The organism is Actinopolyspora lacussalsi subsp. righensis (assembly GCF_900116555.1).
GTDB lineage: Bacteria > Actinomycetota > Actinomycetes > Mycobacteriales > Pseudonocardiaceae > Actinopolyspora > Actinopolyspora lacussalsi.
In genome coordinates this window covers 38,964-64,603 of the sequence record NZ_FPAT01000011.1, presented here as the reverse complement: position 1 = coordinate 64,603, position 25,640 = coordinate 38,964, and the positions used below count along the sequence as shown (strand labels likewise).

Here is a 25,640-nt window from a genome sequence, read left to right as displayed (position 1 = left end):
GAGCACGAATACAGGACAAGCGTACTGTTTAAGCTGAAGCAAGGGTCCGCGCGCACGGAACACCGAAGTGCGCGAGACTTCCCCGGACCCGTGCCGTTCCCGAACTTGCGCACGCCCGTCACGAGATGGAGTGGAACGTGACCGCACCTGCGAGCAAGGACAGCTTCGGCGCCCGTGACACGTTGCGTGTCGGCGACTCCTCGTACGAGGTGTTCCGACTCGACGCGGTCGACGGCGCGCAGCGGCTGCCGTACAGCCTCAAGATCCTGCTGGAGAACCTGCTGCGTACCGAGGACGGTGTCAACATCACCGCCGAGCACGTACGCGCACTCGGCAACTGGGACCCCACCGCCGAACCGGACACCGAGATCCAGTTCACCCCCGGCAGGGTGATCATGCAGGACTTCACCGGAGTCCCCTGCGTGGTCGACCTCGCCACCATGCGTGAGGCCGTCGTGGAGCTGGGCGGCCAGGCGTCCGCGGTGAATCCACTCGCTCCCGCCGAGCTGGTCATCGACCACTCCGTGGTCATCGACGTCTTCGGCAAGCCGGACGCTTTCGAACGCAACGTCGAGTTCGAATACGGCCGGAACAAGGAGCGCTACCAGTTCCTGCGCTGGGGACAGAACGCCTTCGACGAGTTCAAGGTCGTTCCCCCCGGAACCGGCATCGTGCACCAGGTCAACATCGAGCACCTGGCGCGCGGTGTCATGGCCCGCAACGGCCAGGCCTACCCGGACACCTGCGTGGGCACCGACTCGCACACGACGATGGTCAACGGTCTGGGTGTGCTCGGCTGGGGCGTCGGCGGCATCGAGGCCGAGGCGGCGATGCTGGGACAGCCGGTGTCGATGCTCATCCCCAAGGTGGTCGGCTTCAAGCTCACCGGCGACATCCCGCCGGGCGCCACCGCCACCGACGTGGTGCTGACGATCACCGAGATGCTGCGTAAGCACGGTGTGGTCGGCAAGTTCGTCGAGTTCTACGGCTCCGGGGTCGCCTCCGTCCCGCTGGCCAACCGCGCCACGATCGGCAACATGAGCCCCGAGTTCGGCTCCACCGCGGCGATCTTCCCGATCGACGAGGAGACGCTGCGCTACCTCAAGCTCACCGGCCGTCCGCAGGACCAGCTGGACCTGGTGGAAAGCTACGCCAAGGAGCAGGGACTGTGGCACGACCCGAACCACGAGCCCGAGTACTCCGAGTACCTGGAACTCGACCTTTCCACCGTGGTTCCCTCGATCGCCGGTCCGAAGCGCCCGCAGGACCGGATCGCGATCTCCGAGTCCAAGAGCTCCTTCCGCGGCTCGCTCCGTGACTACGTGCAGGTCAGCTCGGACGACACCGCACTGGACGAGGCCGGCGAGGAGTCCTTCCCCGCCAGCGACTCCCCCGCCGTGACCCACCACGACGAGGGCGACAAGCCCAAGCTGTTCTCGGCCGCCGACGGCTCCGACGGCCGGGTCTCCAACCCCGTCAAGGTCACCTCGGAGGAGAAGGGCGAGTTCGAGCTCGACCACGGCGCCGTGGTGATCGCCTCCATCACCTCCTGCACCAACACCTCCAACCCATCGGTGATGCTGGGCGCGGCGCTGCTCGCCCGCAACGCGGTGGACAAGGGGCTGCAGACCAAGCCGTGGGTCAAGACCTCGATGGCCCCCGGCTCCCAGGTGGTCACCGACTACTACGAGAAGGCCGGCCTGTGGCCCTACCTGGAGAAGCTGGGCTACCACCTGGTGGGCTACGGCTGCACCACCTGTATCGGCAACTCCGGGCCGCTGCCCACCGAGATCTCGCAGGCGGTGCAGGACAACGACCTCTCGGTGGTCTCGGTGCTGTCCGGCAACCGCAACTTCGAGGGCCGGATCAACCCGGACGTCAAGATGAACTACCTGGCCTCGCCGCCGCTGGTGATCGCCTACGCGCTCGCGGGCTCGATGGACTTCGACTTCGCCAACGATCCGCTGGGGCACGACACCGCGGGCGAGCCGGTCTACCTGAACGACATCTGGCCCAGCCCGCAGGAGATTCAGAGCACCATCGACTCGGCGATCACGCAGGAGATGTTCACCAACGACTACTCCGACGTGTTCGCGGGCGACCAGCGCTGGCGGGAGCTGCCCACCCCCGAGGGCGAGACCTTCGAGTGGGACCAGGAATCCACCTACGTGCGCAAGCCCCCCTACTTCGAGGGCATGGGTGCTGAGCCGGAACCGGTCACCGACATCTCCGGTGCGAGGGTGCTGGCCCTGCTCGGCGACTCGGTCACCACCGACCACATCTCGCCGGCGGGCGCCATCAAGCCCGACTCCCCGGCCGGGCAGTACCTGCGCGAGCACGGCATCGAGCGCAAGGACTTCAACTCCTACGGTTCCCGCAGGGGCAACCACGAGGTGATGATCCGGGGCACGTTCGCCAACATCCGGCTGCGCAACCTGCTGCTCGACGACGTGCAGGGCGGCTACACGCGCGACTTCACCCAGCCCGGCGCTCCGCAGGCGTTCATCTACGACGCGGCGCAGAACTACGCCGCCGAGAACACGCCGCTGGTGGTCCTGGCGGGCAAGGAGTACGGCTCCGGCTCGTCACGGGACTGGGCCGCGAAGGGCACCGCGCTGCTCGGTGTGCGCGCGGTGATCGCCGAATCGTTCGAACGCATCCACCGTTCGAACCTGATCGGCATGGGAGTAGTCCCACTGCAGTTCCCGGCGGGAAGCACCGCCAGGTCCCTGGGACTGGACGGAACGGAGCACTACGACATCAACGGGATCACCGCCTTCAACAACGGTGAGATCCCGTCCACGGTGAAGGTGACCGCCACCAAGGAGGACGGCTCCACCGTGGAGTTCGACGCGGACGTTCGCATCGACACTCCGGGTGAGGCCGACTACTACCGGAACGGCGGTATTCTGCAGTACGTCCTGCGGAACATGGTCAATTCCTGACAGGTCGCGGAGTTCGTCCTCGGCGCCGTGGTCCCGTTCGGACGGGACCACGGCGCCGAGCTCTTTCGAGAAGGATTAGGATCACACGGGGAGTTTCCGTCTTCGGAATCCCGACTCATTCCGACGGGTGAAAACGGTCACAGAATACGTCCGCGCGCATCACCGTCAACGGGCTCGTGCGTCTCCCGTCATGGAGGTGTGATCATGACAAGTGAACTCAAACATCACTGGCAACCCGCCGAGAAACAACGGCACGCCATCGCCGGCCCGCTCCCCGGGGGTAAGCAGCACGACGAGGGGGAAAGGCTCGACACGTTGTGCGGAAAGCGGGTCGTGGCGGCTGCCTCGAACGAGCTCAACTGGCTGTGGCCCACCTGCGACGCGTGCATGGACGTGGCCAAGGAACGCGTCGGAGCGACCGCATGAGCAGAACGATAGCCGTCCGGTACCGGGCGGGGCTCGTTGGTGAATCGCAGCGACAGGTCCATCTCTGCACCCTCGACGACGATGAAGCGACGGGGCACGGCGAGCTCCCGGAGCACTGGGCAACCCACTGTGGACTGCGCATCCCGGACACGGTGGCCGAGACGGCGGACCGACCGGCGGGCATGCCATGTCTGCCGTGCCTGATGCTCACCGCGTCACCGCGGGAAGCCGCGACGAGTATCGTTCCCGGTCTGTCACACGATTCCGACGCACCGGACCGACCGGCCGAGTGAAATCGTGCTCGACCACGATACGAGGGCATGGGCACCGCGAGGACGACGTCCTCAACGGACACGGGCCAACGACACCGCGAAGTCCCCGGCCCGATCGGTCCACCACTCGACCGGTTCGAACCCCGCTTCGGCCAGTTCGGAGTCGACACGTTCCCTCCGGAACTTCGCCGAGATCTCGGTCTCGATCACTTCACCGGCGGCCAGCTCGATCGTGGAATCCAGTTCGGCCAGCCGCACCCGCATGGGGCGGGGAGCGCGCAGTCCGATCTCGATCCGTTCCCGTTCCTCGTTCCAGTCGGCGAGGTGCTCGAACTCGTTCACCGGGAAGTCCGCGTCGAGCTCACGATTGAGCACGCGCAACACGTTGCGGTTGAACTCGGCGGTGATTCCGGCGCTGTCGTCGTAGGCACGCCGCAACCGTGCGGGGTCCTTGACGAGATCGGTGCCGAGCAACAGCCACTCCCCCGTCGACAACGCCTCCCGAACGGTGCGCAGGAATCGCACCCGCTGGTGGTGACGCATGTTGCCGATCGTCCCGCCGAGCAACGCCACCAACCGCGTCCCCTCCTCGGGCAGTGCGGCCAGTGCGGTGTCGAAGTCCCCCACGATCCCGTACAGCGCCGGTTCCGGGTAGTCCGCCGCGATGGCTTCGAGCGCGCCACGCAGGGCGGCGGCCGACACGTCGAGTGGAACGAAGCGACGCAGTGTCTCGTTCTTGCGCATCGCGTCGAGCAGCAGTCTGGTCTTGTAGGAGGATCCGGAACCGAGCTCGACGAGCGTGTCCAAGCCCGTACGCTCCACGATGTCCAGTGCGTGTGTCTCGAGAATCTCGTACTCGGCCCTGGTCTGGTAGTACTCGGGAAGTTCGGTGATGCGCTCGAAGAGCTCACTGCCGTGGGCGTCGTAGAACCACTTGGGTGGCAGGCGTTTCGGCTCGGCGGTGAGTCCGTCCCTGGCGTCGGCGCGTAGTTCACGCGCCACGTCGGCCTCGGAACGGTGGTTGATCAGTTCGACGGCGTTCATCCGGTTACCTGCTCTCGGTGGTCGGGCTGTCTCGTAGTTCGATGTCCGGCAACGGGGTCAGACTGGTCTCCTCGCGGTCGGCGACGACGAGGTGGCCGTCCGGCACGGCGTGCCACGGCGAGTCCGCCGTGGCCGAACCATCGCGGTGCCCCCGTGCGGCGGCTGGTAGTTCGAAGGGTTCGGACGCGATGACCACAGCGCTGTCGGTCCGGCACACCGACAGCGAGTGCGTCCAGGTGGTGGCGATCAACAGATTCCCGTCGGACAACAGCATGTTCATCCGTGCGTCGGGAACGGCACGGACCACTTCGACCAGCGTGTCGCGCACCGCGTCGGCGGGGGCTTGCCCATCGGAGAGCCGTTGCGACAACAGCGCCCAGACGGCCGCGGAGTCCACCGGTGCTTCCGAGGCCAGCAACCGCACCGGGTCGAGCTTTTCGGCCAGTTCGGCCAGCGAGTCCGGCCAGCCGGGCACGGATCCGTTGTGGCTGAACAGCCAACGCCCCGATTGGAACGGGGCGCAGGCCGTCCGCTCGGCCGAAGTCGATCTGGTGGCGGAACGAATCGCGCCGACGAGGGAGTCCGCCGACACCTCGGGGGCCAGCGCGGCGAAGTTCTCGTCCGCCCACATCGGCCCGGCCGCACGGTATCTGCTGGGCTCGACGCGTTCGGCGCCGTACCAGCCGACACCGAAACCGTCCACGTTGATCGTCCCACCCCGGCGCATGTCGTTCGGCGCCCAGGTTTGTTCGAGCAGGCCGTGGGACGGACGCAGCAGCAGCTCGTCCAACCGCACCGGCGGCCCCAGATAACCGACATGTCTGCACATGGCCACGTCCGCTCAGTCGAGTTCGTCCCGCGAGGGGGTGCGTGCACAGCGAAATCCGGCGAAGATCTGCCGACGAACCGGGAAGTCCCAGTTGCGGAAGGTGGCCCTGCAGGCCGCGGCGTCGGTGCCGAACGATCCGCCCCGCAGCACCTTCTGCGAGGTACCGAAGAAGACTTCCGAGTACTCGCGGTAGGGAAAGGCCTCGAAACCCGGGTAAGCGGCGAAATCGGAGGACGTCCACTCCCAGACGTCACCGATCAGCTGTCCGACGCCGCACGGCGACCGCCCGGCGGCATAGGCACCGGCCGGAGCGGGACGCAGGTGCCGCTGGCCGAGGTTGGCCCGTTCGGGAGTGGGTTCGCGGTCGCCCCACGGATAGCGCGTGGAGTTCCCCGTGGCGGGGTCGAACCGCGCCGCCTTCTCCCATTCCGCTTCGGTGGGAAGACGTTTGCCCGCCCAGTTCGCGTAGGCCTGCGCCTCGTGAAAGCTGACGTGCACCACGGGTTCCTCGGGGGGAACCGGTTCTATCCTGCCGAACCTGCGGCGCCACCAGGTGTCCCCGCTGCGCCGCCAGAACAGCGGGGCGCTCAGTCGTGCGTGTTCACGGTGTCGCCACCCCTCCTCGCTCCACCAGCGGGGGTGCTGGTACCCGCCGCTTTCGATGAAGCGGAAGAAGTCCGCGTTGGTGACCGGGTGGGCGTCGATGTGGAAGTCGGGCACGTGCACGGGGTGAGCGGGGCGTTCGTTGTCCAGTGCCCAGGGCTCGCTGGATGTTCCCATCGTGAAGGTGCCCGCCGGGACGAACACTTCCGTCGACGGCAGCGGGGTTTCGGCCACCGAGGGTGGATCCGGAGCGTGCAGCACGGGATCGCCGCGTCGCAACTGGTGAGTGGCCAGCATGGTCTCGTCGTGCTGCTGCTCGTGCTGCACGATCATTCCGAACGCGAAGGCCCGCTCCACCAGAGGCCTGCCGTCCAGCCGCACCCGGTGCAGCACGTCCTGGGCCTTGTCACGGACGGTGGCGATGTAGTCGCGTGACTCGTCGGGACCGAGCAGTGGCAGTTCGGGGCGGTCACACCGCGAGTGCTGGAAGGCGTCGTAGAGATCGTCGATGTCCGGTCGCAGTGCGGCGCGGCCACCTACGTCCCGCACCAGCCAGAGCTCCTCCTGGCTGCCGACGTGGGCCAGGTCCCAGACCAGTGGCGACATCAGCGGGGAGTGCTGTGCGACGAGATCGTCGTCGTCGACCGCGTCGGTGAGGGCGATGCTGCGCTGTCTGGTTCGCTCCAGCTCAACGGCGACGCGGTTCTTGAGGTCGTCCGGGGTAAGTTCAGCCGATTCGGGGCCGATGGTGCTCACGTCGTCCTCCTGTGGTGGATGGCTCGTTCGCCGCACGGGCTGTTTCGAGGCGCCGTCGTACGGTTTCGGCCACCCGCTCGGCCAGTCCGGCGGGACTGTCGGGAAGAGCTTCCAAACAACGACAGGCCAGGTCGAAAACGGCCTCGGCCGCCCGGGCGAGTTCGGGATCGGCGAGTCCGTGGCGCGCGGCGTCCACCCAGCTGTCAGCGACCGCGGCGGTCTCCTCGATAACCTTGTCCACGGCGGTCTCGCTGCGGAACAGGGCGATCAGAGCAGCGGCGGGCAGCATCCACTCGTCCCCCTCCTGCGCGTCGATGTAGCGCACCTCGAAGTAGCCGCGGGGACGTATGGGGGAGAACATGGTGGTCAGGTGATAGTCGAGGTCGTCACGTGTGGGAGCCTCTTCGAGTGAACCACCGATCCATTCGGCGAAGCTGATCCCGTTCGGAGCTGTCCAGTCGCCGTTGTCGCGTCGCAGGCACACCACCGGAACGTCCAACACGTGCCGTGCCCAGTCCGCGGCCGGATCCGCTGTGATCGGCGCGGGGCGCGTGCGGGGTGGATCGGTGTGCAGCAGGGACCGTGCCCGGGCCGAGGCCCATCCGGTGTCGCCTCCCAGCACGGTGGACGAATTGGCGAACGTCGCGGTCAGGACCGGGCCGAGGGCGTGCAGCGCCGCCCAGCGCGTTCCGAGGCGATCCCGCTCGCCGATGTCCAGGCACACCTGAATGCCGGCTGTGCTGCACATCATCCGCTTGCCGCCACTTCCGATGCGGTCGAACGCGTGCTCCATGGCCGCGTAACGCGCCACCGGGAGCAGTCGACGCGGTGGGCGCCAGGGATCGATACCGCGAGCGCCGAGCACCAGGCCGGCGCGGGCGCACAGTTCGCGGACGTAGGCGATGTCGCCTGTCAGTGATTCCAGCAGTGCGCTCATCGATTCGTGCGCGGCACTGGAGATTTCGATCTGGCCGCCCGGTTCGAGAGTCAGTGCCGATCCGTTCGGCAGTCCGTCGTTCGGGCTTTCCGGGGCCAGTGAACTGGGAGTGTGGGATCCGAGTGCCTGTCTGAGGCGTTCGGGTTCCAGAGGCTTTCGGGGATTTTCGGCATGGTGGACAGTCCATTCGAGTTCGATGCCGAGCAAGCGGGGTGGGCCGTGTTTGAAACACACCGAGGCAACGTAGGCCTCCGCGTCAGCACGGCTCCGCAAGCGCGACTTTGGTACCTCGTGGACCGCCGGGTCGACGGGTTCATCCCGATCGATGGGCATGGCCACGTTCCATCACCACCTGTGTTCTGGTGTTCACGTTGACATTACCGTCGTTCGAGGGGATACGCACCACTTGCGGTCCGCGAGCGGCGACTGCTATGAAACCCCGCGTTCCGCCGCGTGGGGAGGCGAGTTCACAAAACGTACGTACGGATTGCGAGAACACCGGCGAGCTGCGACGATCAGTCCATGCCCCGCGTGAGCTCGGACCACCTGCAGGCGCGACGCCGTCAGATTCTGGACGGCGCCCGTGCCTGTTTCGCCAGGTACGGCTACGAAGGTGCGACCGTGCGCAGACTCGAAGAAGCCACCGGGCTCTCCCGCGGCGCGATCTTTCACCACTTCAAGGACAAGGAGTCGCTGTTCCTGGCGCTGGCCGAGGACGACGCGGGCCGGATGGCCGACGTCGTGGCCGAGCAGGGGCTGGTGCAAGTGATGCGCGACCTGCTTTCCGATCCGCACGGCAGCGGAAGTGTTCCCGGGGCGGACTGGCTGGGCACCCGGCTGGAGGTGTCCCGCAGGCTGCGGACCGACGAGGAGTTCCGCGGCAGGTGGGCACGACGCTCCGAACAGCTCACCGCCGCGACCAGGGAACGACTCAACCGGCAGCACCGCTCGGGCAATCTGCGCGACGACGTCGATGTGGACGTGCTCACCGCGTACCTGGAGCTGGTTCTGGAAGGACTCGTCTCGCACCTGGCCATGGGGTTTCCCGCTGACGACATGGACCCGGTGCTTGATCTGGTGGAGGAGAGCGTACGTCGCCACCGCGGCGGCGGGGTGTGATCCGGCGCTCCCCTGCCCGGGCCGGCACGGCGTGTGCGATGCCCCGAACCGCCCGCGGGCGTAATCTCGCCCCCGGCCCGATCGACAACCGCGAGCCGACGGGAAGAAGTCGGTCAGTGACGGCAGCCGGAGGCACGCATGTGGAGCGAGTGGTGGAATCGCTTCGTCGCCTCGGACCCCGCACTGCGCAGGTTCCGGACCGCCGTTCGGGTGGTCTCCTCGGTCGCCCTGACACTGCTGGTCATGCTGCCCACGCTCGCGTGGCTGGGGCTGGCGCTGCCCAGCGCGCTGATCGGTGCGATCGTGGCCATCCAGTCCTCGGTGGCGGTCAACGATCCCACCGAGCGGGGCAGACTGATCACCACGCTGTTGATGCCGATCCCGGCCACGATCAGCCTGGGCATCGCCACCGTCAGTCGGCACGTCCCGTTCCTGACGGTGCTGATCTTTCTGGTGGTCATCTTCGCGGCCACCTATGTCCGCCGCTTCGGCGTGCGGTACTTCGCACTGGGCTTCGTGGGGTTCTTCGGCTACTTCTTCGCGATGTTCCTGCGGCCGACCCTCTCCCAGATCCCGGCGATGGGGCTGGCCGCGGTTTGCGGTGCGCTGGCGGCCTGCCTGTTGCGCTTCGTAGTGCTGCGTGACGATCCGCAGGGAGTTCTCGAACGGGGTAGGCGAACCATGCGGGCGCAGGTACACGCTCTGCTGCACACGGTGCGCGATCTGGCCGAACACCCCGACTCGACGAAACGGCGCCGCGAGCTGCAGAACCGCTCGACCCGGCTGAACGAAACCGCGCTGATGCTCGAGGGCACGGTGGAGCAGCTGAACGGTATCGACGAGGTGGGCAGAAACCGGCTTCGACAACGCCTGCTCAATGTCGAGCTGGCCGCGGAGAACCTGCTCACACCACTGACCAGAGCGATCGATCACCCTTCCGGAGCCGTTCCGGCACTGACGCCGTTGCTGCACGTGCTGCGCACGGACCCCACCGAGTTCCGGAAAGCGGCCAAGCGTGTCGCCGAGGAGCTGGAACGGCAGGGGTCGGCCGAACTGGCCATGACGGTGCGCAGACTCGGATCGGCGATGGCCGAACTGGCCGAGGCGACCTCCGAGCTCGGCAGCGACTACACCGCGGACGAGTCGACCTCCGAACAGCCCGAGGGCGCCGAGACCGAACGGGACACCGACGAGCAGGACGAACCGTCGGACTCCGAGACCGGACTCCGACGCCCCGAGGTGCGGACGGCGGTTCAGGTGACCACGGCAGCGGCGCTGGCCATCGTCGGGGGGCAGCTGGTGTCGCCGAACCGCTGGTACTGGGCCGTGATAACGGCGTTCGTGGTGTTCATCAGCGTCAACAGCCGCGGTGAGCTGCTGGTACGTGCCTGGCAACGCACCGCGGGCACGCTGTTGGGGGTGCTGGCCGGGATTCTGGTGGCCTCGCAGGTGACGGGATATCTGGCCACCGAACTGGTGCTGATCCTGCTGTGTCTTTTCCTCGCGTTCTACTTCATCGGATACTCCTACGCCGCCCTGACGTTCTTCATCACGACCGCACTCGGTCTCCTCTACGGAATCCTGGGCAGCTTCTCCGTGGCTGTGCTGGAGACCCGACTGGTGGAAACGGCGGTGGGGGCCGCCGCGGGAGTCCTCGCCGCCGTGCTGGTGCTGCCGACGAGCACCCGCTCGGTGGTGCGTTCGCGTTCGGAGGACTTCCTGTTGCGGCTGCGGGACCTGCTTCGCCGGGCAGCGGGGGACGTCGAGGCCGAGGGGACCGTCTCCGGGCTGCGCGAGGACGTGCGGGAACTGGACGACCGGTTCCACCGACTGCGTGACAGCGCGCGGCCGCTGACGGGGCTGCGGATGCGTTCCCAGGGCAGCCGCCTGGAGCGCGAGCTGACCATGGCATCCGGTTGTGCCTACTACGTCCGCAACCTCACCGTGGTGCTGGGCAACAGCGTCGAGATGATCGACGCGGACACCCGGAGCAGGCTGGTCGAACTGCTCCGGTGCATGGCGGAAGCCGCGGCGGCGCTGACCGGTCGAGGAACGCGGAACTTCGACGAGATCGTCGAGGACATGCGGGAACGAGCGGAGGAGCTGCACGACATCGCGGAGACCCTGCCGTCCGGGCCCACCTCGCTGCACCGCACGGTCTACCTGCTCGACCGGGTCGGCCGGATCCTGCACGACCTCGGACGGGAGTTCGGATTCGTCGAACGCCGGGAAACCGAACCGGCCCGGTGAGGCGTGTCCTCGCGGACGAACGCCTCCCACTGCCGGAGCGGAACACCGGGAGGGCCGCATAATGCGGACCATGCACCACGAAATCGAACGACGTATGGCGCTGCGGTTCCACGAGGGGTCGGTGGACGCGGAAACGCATGTCAACATCTCCGCGATCCGGGGTGACGACGGGTGTCTGTGGTTGGCCGGTGACGAGACCGCGACCGTGGAACGAATGCGGCTCGCGGAGGGGGAGCACCCGGACTCCTACGGTGAGCAGCGAACCTTCCGGCTCGCCGATCTCGTGCCGCTGCCCGGTCCCGCCGAGGAGGAGGCCGACATCGAAGGACTCGGTCTGAACGGGGACTGGCTCTGGGCGGTGGGCTCGCACAGCCTGGTGCGCAAGAAGATCAAACCCAAACACGACGACACCAAGGCCGCCAAACGACTGGCCAAGGTGCGGGACGAGATGAACCGGCACGTCGTGGCCAGGCTGGCCGTGGAACGTGACGGCGACGGGCCGCCACGACTGGTGCGGGAGGCATCGGACGGCAGGCGCTCCGCGGTGCTCGGCGCGCGCCGCAAGGACAGCCTGACCGAAGCGCTGGCGGAGGATCCGCACCTGAGCCCGTTCCTGCGGATACCCGCCAAGGACAACGGGTTCGATGTCGAGGGGGTCGCCGTGAAGGGCGACGGGTTGTTCCTCGGGCTGCGGGGACCGGTGCTTCGGGGCTGGGCCGTGCTGCTGGAGATCGCGCCGAGCGAGGGCTCGGAGGCCGGTGAGCTCACCCTGGGTCGCTTCGGCGGCTCCCGCTATCGCAAGCACTTCCTCGACCTCGACGGGCTGGGGATCCGAGACCTGTGCCCGCACGGTGACGACCTGCTCGTGCTGGCGGGGCCGTCCATGGACCTCGACGGACCGATCCGGGTGCATCGCTGGCACGAGGCGGCGAAGAGCGAGGCTCCCGAGGTGGTGCGTTCCGAGCAACTGCCGGTGGAACTGGAACTGCCCCACGGGGTCGGTCACGATCACGCCGAGGGGATCTCGGTCGTCTCGGAGTCGGACGGCGAGAAACTGTTCGTGGTCTACGACAGTCCGGCCGAACACCGGTTGACCGCCGAGCACACCGTGCTGGGCGACGTATTCGACTTGCCCTGACCCGGTCGGGGCGGACGGGACGGAGTGCGGTCGATCCCACCGGTCGGTGGAACGGAACGGCCCCGCGAAGGAAACCACCCGCGCGTGACGAGAACCGCGCCGCGCACCCCTTCCGAGGAGGTGCGCGGCGCGGGAAGCACCGGGGTGTGGCAGCGAGGGCCGGTCAGTTCACCCCGTGCATGTAGCGCTTGACACGCGGAGACAACAGCGCGAGCAACACCGCCAGAGCGAATGTGGCCAGGGCCACACCGCCGAAGTACATGTCCTGGTGCTGTTCCGAGTAGAGCTTCGCGATCTGCGCCGCTACTCCCTGCCCCAGCGCAGGAGCCAGAAAGTACAGCCCCATGGTCTGTGAGGAGAACGCGTCCGGAGCCAGTTTGGTGGTGGCCGACAGACCCACGGGAGAGAGCATGAGCTCACCGACGGTGAACAGCACGAACACGAAGGCGATCATCAACGGGTTCAACAGGCCCTGTTCGTCGCGGAACAGCCCGGCGAAGACCACCCAGAGGAAACCGAGTGCGACGAAGAAGAGTCCGCCGGTGAACTTGATCGGCGTGCTCGGTTGGCGACTGCCCAGTCTGGTCCACATCCATGCGAACAGCGGTGCCAGCACGATGATGGCCAACGGATTGATCGACTGGAACCAACCCACTGGGAAGTCGAAGCCGAACAGCGTGGTGTCCGTCTGCTGGTCGGTCACGATGACCAGCGTTGCCGCCTGTTGTTCGAAGAGCAAAAAGAAGATCGCCGTGGCAATGAACAACGGGATGTAGGAAAGCAACCGGTCCCGTTCCATCTTGGTCACCTGCTTGCTGCGGAACATCACCAGGAAGTAGGCGACGGGAAGCAGGATCGAGACCAGGGTGATGGTGTTGATGAGGCCGGTCACGCCGAACAGGGCCAACGCGCCGCCTAGCAGTAACAGCGCGGCGACCGCGATGAGCGCCACTCGGCCGAGAACCTGGTTGCGACGGTGTGCCGGAAGCGGGTTGACCGGCTGACTTCCCACGCCGGCGAGACGGCCCCGACCGAGTACGTACTGGGCCAGGCCGAGTGCCATTCCGACGGCTGCCGCGCCGAAGCCCCAGTGGAACCCGGGCCCAGCGGCCAGAGCCGGAGTGATCAGTTGGCTGGCGAAGGCCCCGATGTTGATTCCGGTGTAGAAGATGGAGAAGCCCGCGTCCCGTCGCGCGTCGTCCTTGGAGTAGAGACCACCGACGACGTTGGAGACGTTGGGCTTGAGCAGACCGGTGCCGAGAACGATCAGCGCGAGCCCCGCACCGAGGGTGTAGTAACCGCCCGGGAAGGCCATGCAGATGTGGCCGAGCATGATGAGCACGCCGCCGTAGAAGATGGCACGCTGCGCGCCGAGAACGCGGTCCGCGAGCCAACCACCGGCGACGCCGGTCAGATAGACCGAAGAACCGTACGTCAACACCAACGACGCGGCGATCGACTCGGCCATGCCGAGGCCGCCCTGGGTGACCGCCGTATAGAGGTAGAGAGCGAGTATGGCGCGCATCCCGTAGTAGGAAAAGCGCTCCCACATCTCGACGAAGAACAATGTGGACAAACCGGGGGGCTGTCCGAAGAACCCTTTCCCGTGCGACTCGCTCGTAACCGTGGAGGTGTTCACGATCACGTCCTCTCGTACGCGTGGCGAGGCGGCTGTGGCCACCTGACAACTTGCGGCAGGATACGCACTTCTTCGCAGGCCACGAGTACCGGGTCCATCAAAGGTGTGACGTCTGGATGAGCAGATGTTTCACAGGTGGACAATCCCGGGAAACCGGGATCCACCCCTGTTCGTGCGAGGGATGTGGCACGTTCCGGGAGCCGCACTCTCGGTACCGACCGTGACTGCCACGCAACGGATATACTCACGCTATGTGACCGAACTCACCGGGGCTCTCGACGACCGCCGCGGGACGCGGCGGCCCGCGGTCCCGCGCGCGGGAGACACGGAACGCCGGGCCCCGGTCGACCCACGCTGTCCCGACTTCGCACCCCGAGGACCATTGTGCGAGCCTTCGAATCGCATATCAGCGGCACCCTGGACGACGCAGAGCCATGGAGCGGAGATGGAACTGTTGCCCGCGCACCGGGCGGCGATGCGCGAATTCGACAACCGTGTTCGTCGCACCGGAATCGATCAACTGGACAACGCGACCCCGTGCGGCGAATGGCGAGTACGCGATCTGCTCAACCATCTGGTCAGCGAGCAGCTGTGGGCGCCCTGGCTGCTGGAGGGACACACGCTGGAACAGGTCGGCGACCGGTTCGACGGTGACCTGGTGGGCGAGGACCCGCAAGCGGCATGGGACAGGGCCAGTTCCGCGGCACGAGCGGCCTGGGACAACGCGAAGCTGTCCGGCCGGGTACACGTCACCGGCGGAAAGATCCCCGTCGAGGACTACGGCTGGCAGATGACGATGGACCTCGCGGTACACGCCTGGGACCTCGCGAAGGGCATCGGAGCCGACACCGGGCTCGACCCGGAACTGGTCGAAGCCGTGCGCACGGTGTTCGAACCGCACTTGGCGGCGCTCGCCGATTCCGGACTCTTCGCACCGGCGAAACCCGTGAGCGTCTCGGCGGCCCCGCAGAGCCGTCTGTTGGCGATGCTGGGCAGGCAACCCTGAGAGTCCGCGGCTGATGCCACACCGGAAACGGTGGGAACGGGCCCCGGTTGGGATATCCGCGCCACAGTGGAAGCCATCACGGCTTCCCGCACGGTAGGATGTACGCACCGAAACCGGGAGCACCGCCTCCGCTGGGAGAACGCGGCCCCGGTAGTCGACGATCACGACACGACGCAAAAGGAGTGACAGCGTCAGTGCCCGAGGCACACTCGACCGACGGCAGTACCGGGCCGGGTCGAAGACCCGGCTGCTTTGCTACTCACCATCGGCTGCGGCGCCGTAACAGCCAGTCGCGGGGCGGTGGATGATGGACGTTTTACTCGCGATCCTGGGGCTGTTGTTCGTCGGGATGCTCACGTTGGGCACGGCGCTGGCCGTGGCCGCCGAGTTCTCGCTGACCACCCTGGAACGCAGCACCATCGACACCCATGTCGCCGAGGTCGGCGATCGGCGTTCCAGATCGGTACGCCGTGCGCACAGCACACTCTCGTTCCAGCTTTCCGGCGCACAGGTGGCGATCACGCTGACCACCCTGGTGACCGGTTATGTGGCAGAGCCACTGATCGGTGACCTGCTACGCCCGGTCATCACCGCGATCGGGATACCGATGGGTGTGGCCGTTCCCCTGGCCCTCGTGCTCGCGATCTTTCTGGCGACCACGCTGTCGATGGTTTTCGGCGAGATGGTTCCGAAGAACCTCGCGATCGCACGACCACTGCCCACCGCCCGGGCGGTCTCGGGTTACCACGCCACGTTCTCCCGGGTGTTCAGCCTGTTGATCAACAGTATGAACAACAGCGCCAACTGGGTGATCCGGAAGTTCGGCGTCGAGCCGCAGGAGGAACTGCGTTCGGCCCGCTCCCCCGACGAACTCGGTTCGATCGTGCGCTCCAGCGCCGAGCACGGCACGCTCGACGAGGCCACTGCCGAGCTGATGGACCGCTCGCTGCGGTTCGGGGAACGTACGGCCCAGGAACTGATGACCCCTCGGGTGCGGGTCGAGTCACTGGAGGCGCGGGACAGCGTGCTCGAACTGATCGACACCGCACGACGAACCGGCTTCTCCCGGTTTCCGGTACACGGCGACGACCTCGACGAGGTACACGGTGTCGTACACGTCAAACAGGCTTTCGGGGTGCCGCTGGAAGAGCGCGCCGGAACCTCGGTGGGTTCGCTGACACGACCGGTGCCCACGGTGCCGGAGAGCCTGGACGGTGACGCGCTGCTGGAGCGGCTGCGCGGTTCCGGATTGCAGATGGCGCTGGTGGTCGACGAGTACGGCGGCACGGCGGGAATCGTGAGCCTGGAGGACGTCGTCGAGGAGATCATCGGTGACGTACGCGACGAGCACGACCGACGTGAAGTGTCCGCCGTGCGACGCACCGGAGGTTCCAGTTGGAACATCTCCGGACTGCTGCGGTCGGACGAACTCGAAGAGGCCACCGGCTTCACCATGCCGGAAGGTGACTACGAGACGGTGGCGGGTTTCGTGCTGTACCGGCTGGGCCGCATCCCCACACCGGGCGACCGGATCCAGCAGGACGACTGGACCCTGACGGTCACCGGCATGGACCGGCACCGCATCGCCGAACTGCGGCTGCAGCATCGTTCCCCTGACCTCGGCTCCAGACAGCCGTCCTCGAACGCAGAACCGCAACGGGAGGTGTCACGATGAGCGACGGCACGGCCATCGGACTCACCGTGCTGCTCCTGCTGCTCAACGCGCTGTTCGTGGGAGCGGAGTTCTCCCTGCTCTCCTCGCGCAGGGACCGCTTGGAAGCACTTCGCGAGCAGGGAATACAACGGGCGAACACCGTCATCAGAGCCAGCCAGGAAGGCTCGCTGATGTTGACCAGCGCCCAGCTCGGCATCACGCTCTGCTCGCTGGGACTGGGCAGGTTGGGCGAGCCGGCCGTGGCACACCAGCTCGACCGGCTGCTGGGCCCGATTCCGGTGCCCTCGGTGCTGATACACGCGGTCTCCTTCGCGATCGCGCTCGCGCTCGTGGTCGTGCTGCACGTGCTGGTCGGCGAGATGGTTCCGAAGAACCTCGCGATCGCCGATCCGGAACGGTTGGCGCTGTGGCTGGTTCCCGCCCTGGTGGGCTTCGTCAAGGTTGCCCGGCCGTTGATCGCGCTGTTCAACATGCTGGCCAACCTGGTGCTGCGTGTGCTTCGGATACAGCCCAAGGAAGACCTGGAGACCGCCTACACCTCCTCCGAGCTGGCGGAGCTGTTGGTGGAGTCCCGACGCGAGGGGCTGCTGGACCAGTCCGAGCACCGCAGGCTGGCCCAAACGCTCTCCTCGGTGGAAAGCACCGTCGGTGACGTCCTCGTTCCGCTGCACGACCTGACCACGCTGCCCGGCGACCCCACGCTGACGGACGTGGAGAACGCCGTCTCGTCCACGGGCTTCTCCCGTTTCCCCGTTCGCGGCGAGCGCGGCAAGCTCGTGGGGTACCTGCACGTCAAGGACGTGCTGGACCAGGCGGGAAGTTCTCCGCGCACCTTGGTCCCGAGCTCGCGGATCCGCACGCTGCCCACCGTGCGGGCACGGGCGAGGCTGGACGACGCGCTGACGGCGCTGCGCCGAACCGGCAGTCATCTGGCCACCGCCATCGACGACGGCGGGAAACCGCTCGGCGTGGTGGCGCTGGAGGACCTCGTCGAGGAGTACGTCGGCACCGTCCGCGACGGCACCCACGTGGCCTGACCAGGCTCCGGGCGCTTTCCTCGGGGAGCGCCCGGAGACCCGTGGGCGATTCGTGGGAGCAGGGCCAGAGCACGGAACGGGTCCAGAACACCCGGTGATGGAATCCGGGTTCGTACACCCCGCGCTCGTTCGTGTCGCTCGGTTCGGCCTTACTTTGAACGGCAACCCCCGACAGCCTTTGGTGACCCCGGTGCCGGGTCGCCGTCCGTTTTCGCCGTGAGGTTTTGAAGCCACCGGGACCGCGGGTCGGTTTTGGCGGGGGCTCGGGTACCGCGTGGACCCGTAAGGCTGCGAGCCCCCCCTGATCCGGGTACGTCGCGTGTTCGACACAGTTCTCCCGGATCGAGGGGGAGGTGAAGCTTCTCGGTATACCGGAATTGTGACTTCGGAGCTTCACCCCGCGCGGGGTGTTACACCCGCGCCGAGCCGGGGGTTACGGGCAGAGCCACGGTGATGGGCGGAGTGCCCGAGCATGAGCGTCAGGGCTTACCAAGTACACGGCCGGGTTCGCCTAGATCGTGCGTTGCCTGACGCGCGGACTTCACCCCATCTAACGGGGATACTCGGCGCTGTGAACGTCGGCCCGGTCTCTGTCCGTACCTCACAGCTTGCCGGGGCGGCTGGAGCGGGAGTGACTTCCTGGCGTACACTCAGCCCTGCTAATTTCATCCTTGGCAGTTTGGAATGTAGCACGGTCAACCCCCGGTTTCGGCCGGGGGTTGATTCGTATCCACCGAAGGTTCAAATCGGCCGTCTGTGGCTAACTCGTAGCTCTTCGAGAGCTGTTGCAAGAATTCAGCGGCCTACCACCGGGGCAAGGTGCCGCAGCATGTACGAACCGCACCAACGACTCTCTGTGTCCTTCGGGTCCACGGCTTCCTTCGCTGCCTTCCGCGCGAGCTTCCTCGGATCCGGGTGCGACGGAAGGTCATCGGCTACCCGTAGAGCTGTCTTCCAATCCACCTGAGTCAACCGGGAAATGTCCGAGGCGAGGCACAACCGCCGAACCTTCGGGTCCTCTTCGAGTACCTGAACGACCAATTCCGCGTTATCACGACCGGGAAGCTTGGCCAACACGCTGAGGGAGTTCGTCCGCAGCGTTGCCGTCTCGCCTTCGGTCATCCACTGACGGAACTGCCGGATACCGTCAGGGTCCATCCGGGTTCCGACCGCTACATCCGTGGCGTGAGCCGTAGGGCGCTTGCTGAATACGTCCGGACTACCCGAACGAATCGACTGAACGAGAGCGGAAAGCCGCTGTTCTCCCTTGATCCTGGCTAGTCCTGGGTGAGTGATCTCCTTACGCCACATACCGGCCCCTAACACGCGCTCATAGGCGTCTACTACGTCCATCGTTGCCGTACGTGCCCCGGTCTCGACTTGCCCGAGGTAGGGCTTCGAGAAGTGCGTCAGCTCAGCCATCCGGGACAGGGATAGGCCAGCATCCAGCCTAGCCGTTCGCATGAGCGGCCCTACGTCCTCAATTGCAGACACGTGCAGACACCTAACCGCTTCACATAGTGATCAGTACTGACGACGATAGCGGTAGGGCACTTCGTCGGGTAACCCCCGAATTCGGTGGAGTACCCACCTGATCGAGGCAATAAGGGAGAGAAATCGATGGAAACCACCGAGCGACAGCACTACTGGCTGCCCGTACCGGATCGAACCGGGTTCAAATGGCACCGGCACGCCTTCCGGGGCAAACACTGGGACGGCCGACCGGCCGATACGTCGGTGTGCGGGTTTCAGTACCCGATGGCGAAACCCAGCGAGCTGGACTGGTTCCAGTCCCCTACCTGTTCGGACTGCACGGAACTCCTGATCGCCGAGCAGTCGAGCGCCGGGAGCACTGCGGAGGAAGAATGACCGGGCGGAACCGTGAGTCCGTATCGACCACGCGGGCACATTCCGGCCTTCTCCGGCGACTTGAACGAATCCAGAAGGGTTCACAACAGCACTTGGACAGATCCGGCAGCCCATCGCAATTGCGACCGTTTTCGCACGAATCGGTACGCGAGGGCGTAACCTCTAGCGGTTCGAGATGAAATCGGGAAACGGAACCAAACGTCGATCGCCGTTGTCCTCAACAACGAACTCACGGAAATCCCCTGCCTACTGCGGCTCTCAGCGGGAGTTGGGCTGAGACACTCGGTGCCAGCTCCTGGGGATTTCTCGTACTGGTGGCCGGAACGATGGCCGACGACAGGTTCGAGAGCACCCCGCACGCGCCGCGAACAGGCCGGGCACGAACGCCGCACAGGGCGACGAGCGCGGCCCGGTTTCACCGACCGAACGATCCTGAACGGCTTCACTTCCGTGTCCCCGCCCCCCGGGGCGATGTCGCGCACGTGGCCTATCCTTCCCACGTGCCACCCGAAGTACTGTCCGAACGAACGTGGCGTGCCAGGGAACAGGCTCACCTGGAACGGATGCGGCACTGGACGCTGCCGCACCGCGAACGGCAGCGGCGCGGCGAGAAGCACCCGGTGATGGACTTCCTCTTCACCTATTACAGACTGGACCAAAACCAGCTTCTCACAGAAGCCCTAGCCCTAGTAACTGAAGTCAAACCCGCAGCGCAATATGTGACACCTTGTTATGACATACCCAGTCTGTCATAGCGGGTTCCCGTCGTTACTAGGGATTGTGCTGATTCAGCACTCATGAAGCGGACACAAAACAGCGTCCCCGGACGACGGGGGCGCTGCATCCCGCTACTCAGCAGCTGGCTCGCAGCCCGCTTCTTCCGACACCACTGAGAGACGCAAGGGCTTCACCAAACCAAGAAAACGTCCCGACACCGCGCCTGAGCGGCATCGAGACGTTTTGCTGTGCTCTATGCTCAGTTATGGACCATCGGACGCGGTTACCAAGACTAACCGCGTCCGGTGGTCTCCGTCAGTAGCTACGCTTCACGTCGTCGATGAAGCGCTGCCACTGCGCCTCCGGAAAAGCTAATATTCCGTGGTCGCGGTCTTTGGTGTCCCGCACACCAACCAGGTTGGTAGCGAACCCGACTTCGATGCAGTTGCCGGAAGCGCTGCTGCGGCTACTCTTCCGCCATGCGGTGAACTCGATCATGATAGGCCCTCGTGGTATCGAACGTACTCGCTCAACAGCTTCATTGAATCAGCAGCAGACAGTGCTGATTCCTCGACCTTGGTGAGCATACTTTCGTAGGGTTGCACATCCTCATGCTCAGACAGCAGCACGCCTGCATTGGGTGCCTCGATGTGCACGGTGGAACTGCCATTCGGCATGGCGATGATCGAAAACATGCCGTCGAGCCCCACATGAACACCAACGGTCAGCGGCAGAACCCTGATCAAAACGTTGTCACGTTCGTTGACTTTGGTGAGGTAACGAAGCTGCTCTGCTGCGGTGTCTCGACTCCCGGTTGGCCGTTGTAGGACTGACTCATCCATGTACGTGACCAGCTCAGTGGGTGATGACCGTTCGATGATGCCTTGGCGATGTTGCCGCACCGCTACCGCATCGTCGATTTCCTGGTCGGCAAAGCCAGCAGCTTCATACACAGCTCTGCTGTAGGCGCGTGTCTGTAGCAGCCCCGGCACGAGGGTTGGTGTTACGTACGTGATGCGGAGCGCACGCTGTTCAGCGTCGATCAGTGATGCCAGCTGTGAGTTCACTCCCTTGTGAACTTCCCACCAGGCAGGCTCGTTCAAATCCCGAGTCATCTTGATCAGCCGATCACGGTCATGAGACGCCAGCCGTAGATAGCCCAGCAGCGTACTGACATCCTCAACCGTAATCCCCTGCTTGGCATTTTCGATCCTGCTCACACGCGCGTGACTCCAACCCAGCCTGTCCGCCAGAGCACGAACGGTCAGCCCTCGTTCCGTCCTGGCTTGCTTGAGTTCCTTCGAGAGCGCCTGAGCGCGCGGGGATGTCGGCATAGTTCTCAGGATATGAGCTGAGACATCTCACGTGATTCCCCCAAACGGGGTATTGGAACATCTCACATGACCATGAGACATTACAGATCACGACAGTGAAGATTCACTCAGTCATGGACTGTAACAAGTTTAGGTGAACCTAATGAGAGTCTCTGAGTCTCTTGATGACACTGAACGCCCCGCACCTCATCCCCGGTTCGTAACCGGCAAGGACTCGTGGACGATTCATGCCACCGCGCCCTACAAGGGCGAGGCCAGCGCGAAGGCGGGGCGCGGGAAGGTGGCGTGCTTCTGCGGCGAAACGATCGAACTCGCCCCGCACCCGCCGGAGCGGGTGGTGGGCAACCGGCACCACTACTGCCCAGTGTGTTTCCAACATCTGATCGCGGGCAGCGACCGCCCACCGAGCCCGCTCAACTCCTACGAATCCTGGCTCCTCGAACTCGCCTCCCTGGAGGCTCCGAGTCCTACGGCCAGCACGTCGGAATGGTTCATCGTGCCGTGCCGCCAGCAGCGTCACGGCCGAGCGGAACTGCGGCTGAAACCCACCGCTCAGGGCATCGCGATCCTGGCTCCCGCCCCGGCTGTGGCCTCACTGTTGAGCCTCGCCGAAGCGCGGCAGCTCCGCGATGCGTTGGACGGAGCCATCGCTACGAGGGAAACGGAGGACGAGTCGTGCTCTTGCCCTTCTTAGTGGCAATCCTGCGACTGGTGCTCGGGAGGTGTGGTGTCAGAGTCCGAGATCGCGATCCTACTAGTGGTACTGCTCGCCCTAGTGCTGGCACGGCTGGCGTGGGGACCGACCCGCTGAGCAAGCCCGGCCGCCACGGGTGGTTTGCCAGCGTGTTCGAGTCGAAATGGCACGCCTGCCCCGCCAACACCGAAGCCCGAGAGGGACTGCGAGCACTGTGCGGGCACCTGGCCCGGCATGGTCCGTTCCGCAGTCGGGCGAGTAGCGGCCCTCCCGATGACGACGAACGCTCGGTCTGCGACGCCTGCCTGCACGTCATCGGGTATCTACCGCCCCGCTTACCGCGGCTGCGGCCGGTGCGTGTCGAAGACAGCGATTCCGATCCGGCCTGGCCCGCCACCGATCCCGACAACCCCAGCGGACACGAAGCCCCCGGTAGCTCTCACCTACCGGGGACCGGCCACCACGATACCCGACCTGCCGCGTGACCAGACCACGAACGCGCGCCGCCGAACTCCAGAGACCTCCGGCGCGTGTTCGTCGCGGCCCCCTTCACAACGACGTGTCGGGGGCCACCCCAGCCGGTGCCGTGCCGGGAGTTCTCCCTTCCCCACTCCGCGTACGGCACCACCCCGGCCGGGTGGCCCAGATCGCTCCTGTTGCCACTCGGCCTGGGCTACTTCCACAGAAGTCCGGCACGCAGCCAGCCCTCGCAACCGCCTCATGAGGAGCGAATCACGATGAGTCGCCGTTCCCCGGTCACCACCATCCTGCTGCGCGAATGCGTCGGAACCGGCCTCGCGGTATCGGCCTTCGCCTACAGCGGCTGGATCACCACAGTCACCATCGCCGACCTCCTGTCACATCTCACCCACCCCGAAGAAATCCGGTTCAAGCTCCACGCTTTCCTCGCCGCCCTGGACTGCCTCACCTGGTGGGCAGGCGTGGGCGGACTGCGCCTGGCCGGATGGCGACCGACATGGCCCGTAGCTATCGGTCTGGCACTCATCGCCATCTCCACGATCAAGATGATCGCCGTGGGGGTGATAGGCCACTACGCCTAATAGGAAAACCGCCCGGAATGCCACCGTCGGAACCGGCTGCATTCCATCCACACCGAACACCGAATTCGCACCGAAGCTCGGTGTCACGTCGTCATGTTTAAAATGTCGAAATTCGATGATTATTTCATCGTTGACGACACCCAAATAGAGGATGCACGTCATCGATCACCTCTGGTCTCCTAATGAAGAGAGATCGGAAACACAGCGACGATTGCCAACACGGAGAGGTGAGTTATCTGCTGTCTTCTAACCCGAACACCAAAAGCGAATTTTCGTTCAAGAGGTATCCAAATGTAGCTATTTCGGGATTAACCGCCGCAGGAAAAACGACCCACGCCATCCTGCTGGCACAGTCCTTGGGGTATCGATATGTATCCGCCACAGAAGTACTTCTGGAGCTGACTGGGGTGTCTTCTACCAGAGATCGGGCGTGGTTCGATGAGCACGAGCGTCTTCAGGAAGCACGGGAGAGTGGCGAAGTAGATGATGAGTTGGATAGGCGGCTGGTTCAACTTGCCGCCGAGAACGAAGGACTGGTGATTGATAGTTGGGGAATAGCGTGGACATGTCAGGCTCCTATGGTGCGCGTGTGGCTGGATTCGGATGCCACCTCGCGGACCTGGAAATGCTACGTCTCCCAAGGAAACCCCCCGCAGTATGACCTTTATGGGTGCGCTGAACTCGTTTCAGGCAAGGACATTTCTACAAGAAATATGTTCCTAAAGCGGCATGGTTTCGATATTTTCGGCAGCAGAGACATCTTCGATGTGATCCTGGATAATACGCATCTGATCCGGGAGCCAACGCAACAATCCGCAAACCAAGGCATCAAGGAATTCGAGCCGGTCATGTTTTCTGCGGTTTCGTCGCTGCTGAATGAACAGCCGGACATACTCACCTCCGCCGCATACCACTGGAATCCGCAGCAACGTCATTGCATCAGTCACATCAGTCGGAGTGATCTTTCATGAAGGTTATTCTTCTTTACCCGGAAGTCGCGGACATGGCCCGATTCAAGGAGAACCGGAAAGAGTTCCCTCCGTTCGGGGTGCTATATCTTGCCGCGGTGCTCGAACAAACCGGTCATGTCACCGCCATCGAAAAAGTAACCCCTTTTTCGCAGGGAATGGATCTCTCGCACTACGATGCCGTAGGGTTCAGTCTGGCAAGCTCAGCCACCTATGGATATATGCTGCATGCCAGGGAGACCGCTACGATCCGGGACGACGCACTGATCATGGTGGGAGGAGTGCACTGCAACTTCTACCCAAGGGAAAGCATTCGAGACTTCCAGGCACATGTCGCCACTGACGGCGAGTCCGAAGAATCGATGTTGGAGATCCTAAATCGAGCGGATACAAAACAGTTCGACGGCGTAGCCGGGGTGTGGTGGTACAAGCAGGGACGGCTGACACGGGAAACATCACGTCCATTGATCCGGGATATCGACCAACTTCCCCTTCCCGCTCGACATCTTCTTCCGCAAGAAGATTTTCTGATGTCCGATCGGTTGGCCGGCCGCGACTATCGGATGGCCCATGTCATGTTCTCCCGAGGCTGCCCGTTCCCGTGCGGTTTCTGCGCGGCCGGACAGACCCGCATTCAATACCGCAGCGGACACAGCGCCCGTCACGAACTCACACACCTCATCGACACCTACGGAATCGAAGGATTCTCCATCGTCGATGACAACTTCATCGTCAACAAGAACAAAGTCGGCGATATCTGCGACAACATCACTGACCTCAACCTGAAATGGTCAGCCCTATCCCGCGTCGATACTGTTGACGAAAAACTACTCAAAAAGATGGCCGCTTCGGGATGCATCGAAGTCAAATACGGCATGGAGTCGGGAAGCGAACCACTCCTGAAAGCCATGCGGAAAAACACCACACGCGACCAGATCAGACGCACTATCCGCGCCACAGTCGATGCTGGCATCGAAGCCAAGGTTTTTATCATCCACGGATTTCCGGGAGAGGACAACGCTACCACCGACGACACGATCACCTTGCTCGATGAACTCGGCTCAGACCTCTCCCGCGTCTCCCTATTCCGATTCGTGCCCCTCCCTGGAACTCAGGTCTACGACCAAGCTGACCTCTATACGGTCCACGGGACCCACCACCAGCCCGACTGGGACGGCGAATGGGAAAAGTTCCACATCCACCACAACGAGCGCCACTGGTGGGGCACATCCAAGCAATGGAACGAAGTCGAAGAATCATACCACCGACTCAAACAATTCATAGAGCAGCGCTGGAACAAACAAGCCTAGCGCTGGCGTTG

Annotated in this window: 22 protein-coding genes and 2 pseudogenes; 16 read left to right on the top strand and 8 right to left on the bottom strand. The window is 64.7% G+C overall.

Annotation, left to right across the window (positions count from 1 at the left end):
* Positions 1 to 137: 137 nt before the first annotated feature.
* The 3 genes from acnA to BM394_RS17900 all read left to right on the top strand — a co-directional run bounded on the left by acnA (position 138) and on the right by BM394_RS17900 (position 3,664).
* Positions 138 to 2,945: an aconitate hydratase AcnA gene (gene acnA, locus BM394_RS17910; protein WP_092980160.1), complete on the top strand. Its 2,808-nt coding sequence runs from the start codon at positions 138 to 140 to the stop codon at positions 2,943 to 2,945.
* A 204-nt stretch (positions 2,946 to 3,149) separates the two neighbouring features.
* Positions 3,150 to 3,371: an HC3 family zinc finger protein gene (locus BM394_RS17905; RefSeq protein ID WP_092631697.1), complete on the top strand. Its 222-nt coding sequence runs from the start codon at positions 3,150 to 3,152 to the stop codon at positions 3,369 to 3,371.
* On the top strand, positions 3,368 to 3,664 hold the full coding sequence (locus BM394_RS17900) for a hypothetical protein (protein ID WP_092979970.1): 297 nt from the start codon (positions 3,368 to 3,370) through the stop codon (positions 3,662 to 3,664). The genes BM394_RS17905 and BM394_RS17900 overlap by 4 nt, the downstream gene beginning before the upstream one ends.
* Positions 3,665 to 3,715: 51 nt before the next feature.
* Here the strand turns inward: BM394_RS17900 and egtD are convergent, their stop codons facing one another.
* Genes egtD through egtA form a run of 4 tightly spaced genes read right to left on the bottom strand, consistent with a single transcriptional unit; the run spans position 3,716 to position 8,145 of the window.
* A complete protein-coding gene (gene egtD / locus BM394_RS17895) occupies positions 3,716 to 4,687 on the bottom strand; it encodes an L-histidine N(alpha)-methyltransferase (RefSeq protein ID WP_092979968.1) in 972 nt (323 codons plus the stop codon).
* Positions 4,688 to 4,691: 4 nt separating this feature from the next.
* A complete protein-coding gene (gene egtC / locus BM394_RS17890; protein ID WP_092979966.1) occupies positions 4,692 to 5,516 on the bottom strand; it encodes an ergothioneine biosynthesis protein EgtC in 825 nt (274 codons plus the stop codon).
* A gap of 12 nt (positions 5,517 to 5,528) precedes the next feature.
* A complete protein-coding gene (egtB, locus tag BM394_RS17885; RefSeq protein WP_092979964.1) occupies positions 5,529 to 6,875 on the bottom strand; it encodes an ergothioneine biosynthesis protein EgtB in 1,347 nt (448 codons plus the stop codon).
* Positions 6,847 to 8,145: an ergothioneine biosynthesis glutamate--cysteine ligase EgtA gene (egtA, locus tag BM394_RS17880; RefSeq protein ID WP_139235258.1), complete on the bottom strand. Its 1,299-nt coding sequence runs from the start codon at positions 8,143 to 8,145 to the stop codon at positions 6,847 to 6,849. Before egtA ends, egtB begins: the two co-directional genes overlap by 29 nt.
* Positions 8,146 to 8,334: 189 nt before the next feature.
* On the opposite strand from egtA, the gene BM394_RS17875 reads away from it, so the two are divergent.
* From BM394_RS17875 to BM394_RS17865, 3 genes are all read left to right on the top strand, one after another.
* Positions 8,335 to 8,931: a TetR/AcrR family transcriptional regulator gene (locus BM394_RS17875; protein WP_092979962.1), complete on the top strand. Its 597-nt coding sequence runs from the start codon at positions 8,335 to 8,337 to the stop codon at positions 8,929 to 8,931.
* Between the two features lie 138 nt (positions 8,932 to 9,069).
* Entirely contained in the window at positions 9,070 to 11,181 is a 2,112-nt protein-coding gene (locus tag BM394_RS17870) for an FUSC family protein (RefSeq protein ID WP_092979960.1), read from the top strand.
* Positions 11,182 to 11,251: 70 nt separating this feature from the next.
* A complete protein-coding gene (locus tag BM394_RS17865; RefSeq protein ID WP_092980158.1) occupies positions 11,252 to 12,319 on the top strand; it encodes a DUF3616 domain-containing protein in 1,068 nt (355 codons plus the stop codon).
* Between the two features lie 163 nt (positions 12,320 to 12,482).
* Here BM394_RS17865 and BM394_RS17860 read toward each other — a convergent pair whose 3' ends face one another.
* Entirely contained in the window at positions 12,483 to 13,958 is a 1,476-nt protein-coding gene (locus BM394_RS17860) for a peptide MFS transporter (protein WP_281246455.1), read from the bottom strand.
* A 445-nt stretch (positions 13,959 to 14,403) separates the two neighbouring features.
* On the opposite strand from BM394_RS17860, the gene BM394_RS17855 reads away from it, so the two are divergent.
* From BM394_RS17855 to BM394_RS17845, 3 genes are all read left to right on the top strand, one after another.
* Complete coding sequence (locus BM394_RS17855; RefSeq protein WP_092979954.1) at positions 14,404 to 14,964, top strand: TIGR03086 family metal-binding protein; 561 nt, start codon at positions 14,404 to 14,406, stop codon at positions 14,962 to 14,964.
* A 307-nt stretch (positions 14,965 to 15,271) separates the two neighbouring features.
* Positions 15,272 to 16,639: a hemolysin family protein gene (locus BM394_RS17850; RefSeq protein ID WP_092980156.1), complete on the top strand. Its 1,368-nt coding sequence runs from the start codon at positions 15,272 to 15,274 to the stop codon at positions 16,637 to 16,639.
* Positions 16,636 to 17,676, top strand: coding sequence for a hemolysin family protein (locus BM394_RS17845; protein ID WP_092979952.1), 1,041 nt, complete (start codon positions 16,636 to 16,638; stop codon positions 17,674 to 17,676). The genes BM394_RS17850 and BM394_RS17845 overlap by 4 nt, the downstream gene beginning before the upstream one ends.
* Before the next feature lie 1,317 nt (positions 17,677 to 18,993).
* On the opposite strand, the pseudogene BM394_RS23780 reads toward BM394_RS17845, so the two are convergent.
* Positions 18,994 to 19,140, bottom strand: a pseudogene (locus BM394_RS23780) (helix-turn-helix domain-containing protein); the annotation flags it as partial.
* Between the two features lie 156 nt (positions 19,141 to 19,296).
* Here BM394_RS23780 and BM394_RS17835 point away from each other — a divergent pair.
* Positions 19,297 to 19,545: a hypothetical protein gene (locus BM394_RS17835; protein ID WP_092979948.1), complete on the top strand. Its 249-nt coding sequence runs from the start codon at positions 19,297 to 19,299 to the stop codon at positions 19,543 to 19,545.
* A 500-nt stretch (positions 19,546 to 20,045) separates the two neighbouring features.
* Positions 20,046 to 20,192: pseudogene (locus tag BM394_RS23775) on the top strand (3-methyladenine DNA glycosylase); the annotation flags it as partial.
* A gap of 385 nt (positions 20,193 to 20,577) precedes the next feature.
* Here the strand turns inward: BM394_RS23775 and BM394_RS17825 are convergent.
* Both BM394_RS17825 and BM394_RS17820 read right to left on the bottom strand, forming a co-directional pair.
* The gene (locus BM394_RS17825; RefSeq protein ID WP_092979944.1) at positions 20,578 to 20,760 is read right to left on the bottom strand and encodes a DUF397 domain-containing protein; all 183 of its coding nucleotides are present in this window, start codon (positions 20,758 to 20,760) and stop codon (positions 20,578 to 20,580) included.
* Complete coding sequence (locus tag BM394_RS17820) at positions 20,757 to 21,596, bottom strand: helix-turn-helix domain-containing protein (RefSeq protein ID WP_092979942.1); 840 nt, start codon at positions 21,594 to 21,596, stop codon at positions 20,757 to 20,759. Before BM394_RS17820 ends, BM394_RS17825 begins: the two co-directional genes overlap by 4 nt.
* A 142-nt stretch (positions 21,597 to 21,738) precedes the next feature.
* On the opposite strand from BM394_RS17820, the gene BM394_RS22900 reads away from it, so the two are divergent.
* From BM394_RS22900 to BM394_RS17800, 5 genes are all read left to right on the top strand, one after another.
* Entirely contained in the window at positions 21,739 to 22,290 is a 552-nt protein-coding gene (locus BM394_RS22900; protein ID WP_175530161.1) for a hypothetical protein, read from the top strand.
* 149 nt (positions 22,291 to 22,439) lie between these two features.
* Positions 22,440 to 22,775, top strand: coding sequence for a hypothetical protein (locus BM394_RS22525; RefSeq protein WP_139235257.1), 336 nt, complete (start codon positions 22,440 to 22,442; stop codon positions 22,773 to 22,775).
* Positions 22,776 to 23,027: 252 nt separating this feature from the next.
* A complete protein-coding gene (locus BM394_RS17810) occupies positions 23,028 to 23,351 on the top strand; it encodes a hypothetical protein (protein WP_092979939.1) in 324 nt (107 codons plus the stop codon).
* Positions 23,352 to 23,578: 227 nt separating this feature from the next.
* The gene (locus BM394_RS22520) at positions 23,579 to 24,322 is read left to right on the top strand and encodes a cytidylate kinase family protein (RefSeq protein ID WP_139235256.1); all 744 of its coding nucleotides are present in this window, start codon (positions 23,579 to 23,581) and stop codon (positions 24,320 to 24,322) included.
* Entirely contained in the window at positions 24,319 to 25,629 is a 1,311-nt protein-coding gene (locus BM394_RS17800; protein ID WP_092979931.1) for a B12-binding domain-containing radical SAM protein, read from the top strand. Before BM394_RS22520 ends, BM394_RS17800 begins: the two co-directional genes overlap by 4 nt.
* Positions 25,630 to 25,640 lie beyond the last annotated feature (11 nt).

Bases quoted from the DNA above. Each gene is read 5' to 3' on its own strand.
- BM394_RS17905 (WP_092631697.1), top strand. From the start codon at position 3,150: ATGACAAGTGAACTCAAACATCACTGGCAACCCGCCGAGAAACAACGG.
- BM394_RS17900 (WP_092979970.1), top strand. From the start codon at position 3,368: ATGAGCAGAACGATAGCCGTCCGGTACCGGGCGGGGCTCGTTGGTGAA.
- egtD (WP_092979968.1), bottom strand. From the start codon at position 4,687: ATGAACGCCGTCGAACTGATCAACCACCGTTCCGAGGCCGACGTGGCG.
- egtC (WP_092979966.1), bottom strand. From the start codon at position 5,516: ATGTGCAGACATGTCGGTTATCTGGGGCCGCCGGTGCGGTTGGACGAG.
- egtA (WP_139235258.1), bottom strand. From the start codon at position 8,145: ATGCCCATCGATCGGGATGAACCCGTCGACCCGGCGGTCCACGAGGTA.
- BM394_RS17875 (WP_092979962.1), top strand. From the start codon at position 8,335: ATGCCCCGCGTGAGCTCGGACCACCTGCAGGCGCGACGCCGTCAGATT.
- BM394_RS17870 (WP_092979960.1), top strand. From the start codon at position 9,070: ATGTGGAGCGAGTGGTGGAATCGCTTCGTCGCCTCGGACCCCGCACTG.
- BM394_RS17865 (WP_092980158.1), top strand. From the start codon at position 11,252: ATGCACCACGAAATCGAACGACGTATGGCGCTGCGGTTCCACGAGGGG.
- BM394_RS17855 (WP_092979954.1), top strand. From the start codon at position 14,404: ATGGAACTGTTGCCCGCGCACCGGGCGGCGATGCGCGAATTCGACAAC.
- BM394_RS17850 (WP_092980156.1), top strand. From the start codon at position 15,272: ATGGACGTTTTACTCGCGATCCTGGGGCTGTTGTTCGTCGGGATGCTC.
- BM394_RS17845 (WP_092979952.1), top strand. From the start codon at position 16,636: ATGAGCGACGGCACGGCCATCGGACTCACCGTGCTGCTCCTGCTGCTC.
- BM394_RS17835 (WP_092979948.1), top strand. From the start codon at position 19,297: ATGGAAACCACCGAGCGACAGCACTACTGGCTGCCCGTACCGGATCGA.
- BM394_RS17825 (WP_092979944.1), bottom strand. From the start codon at position 20,760: ATGATCGAGTTCACCGCATGGCGGAAGAGTAGCCGCAGCAGCGCTTCC.
- BM394_RS17820 (WP_092979942.1), bottom strand. From the start codon at position 21,596: ATGCCGACATCCCCGCGCGCTCAGGCGCTCTCGAAGGAACTCAAGCAA.
- BM394_RS22900 (WP_175530161.1), top strand. From the start codon at position 21,739: ATGAGAGTCTCTGAGTCTCTTGATGACACTGAACGCCCCGCACCTCAT.
- BM394_RS17810 (WP_092979939.1), top strand. From the start codon at position 23,028: ATGAGTCGCCGTTCCCCGGTCACCACCATCCTGCTGCGCGAATGCGTC.
- BM394_RS17800 (WP_092979931.1), top strand. From the start codon at position 24,319: ATGAAGGTTATTCTTCTTTACCCGGAAGTCGCGGACATGGCCCGATTC.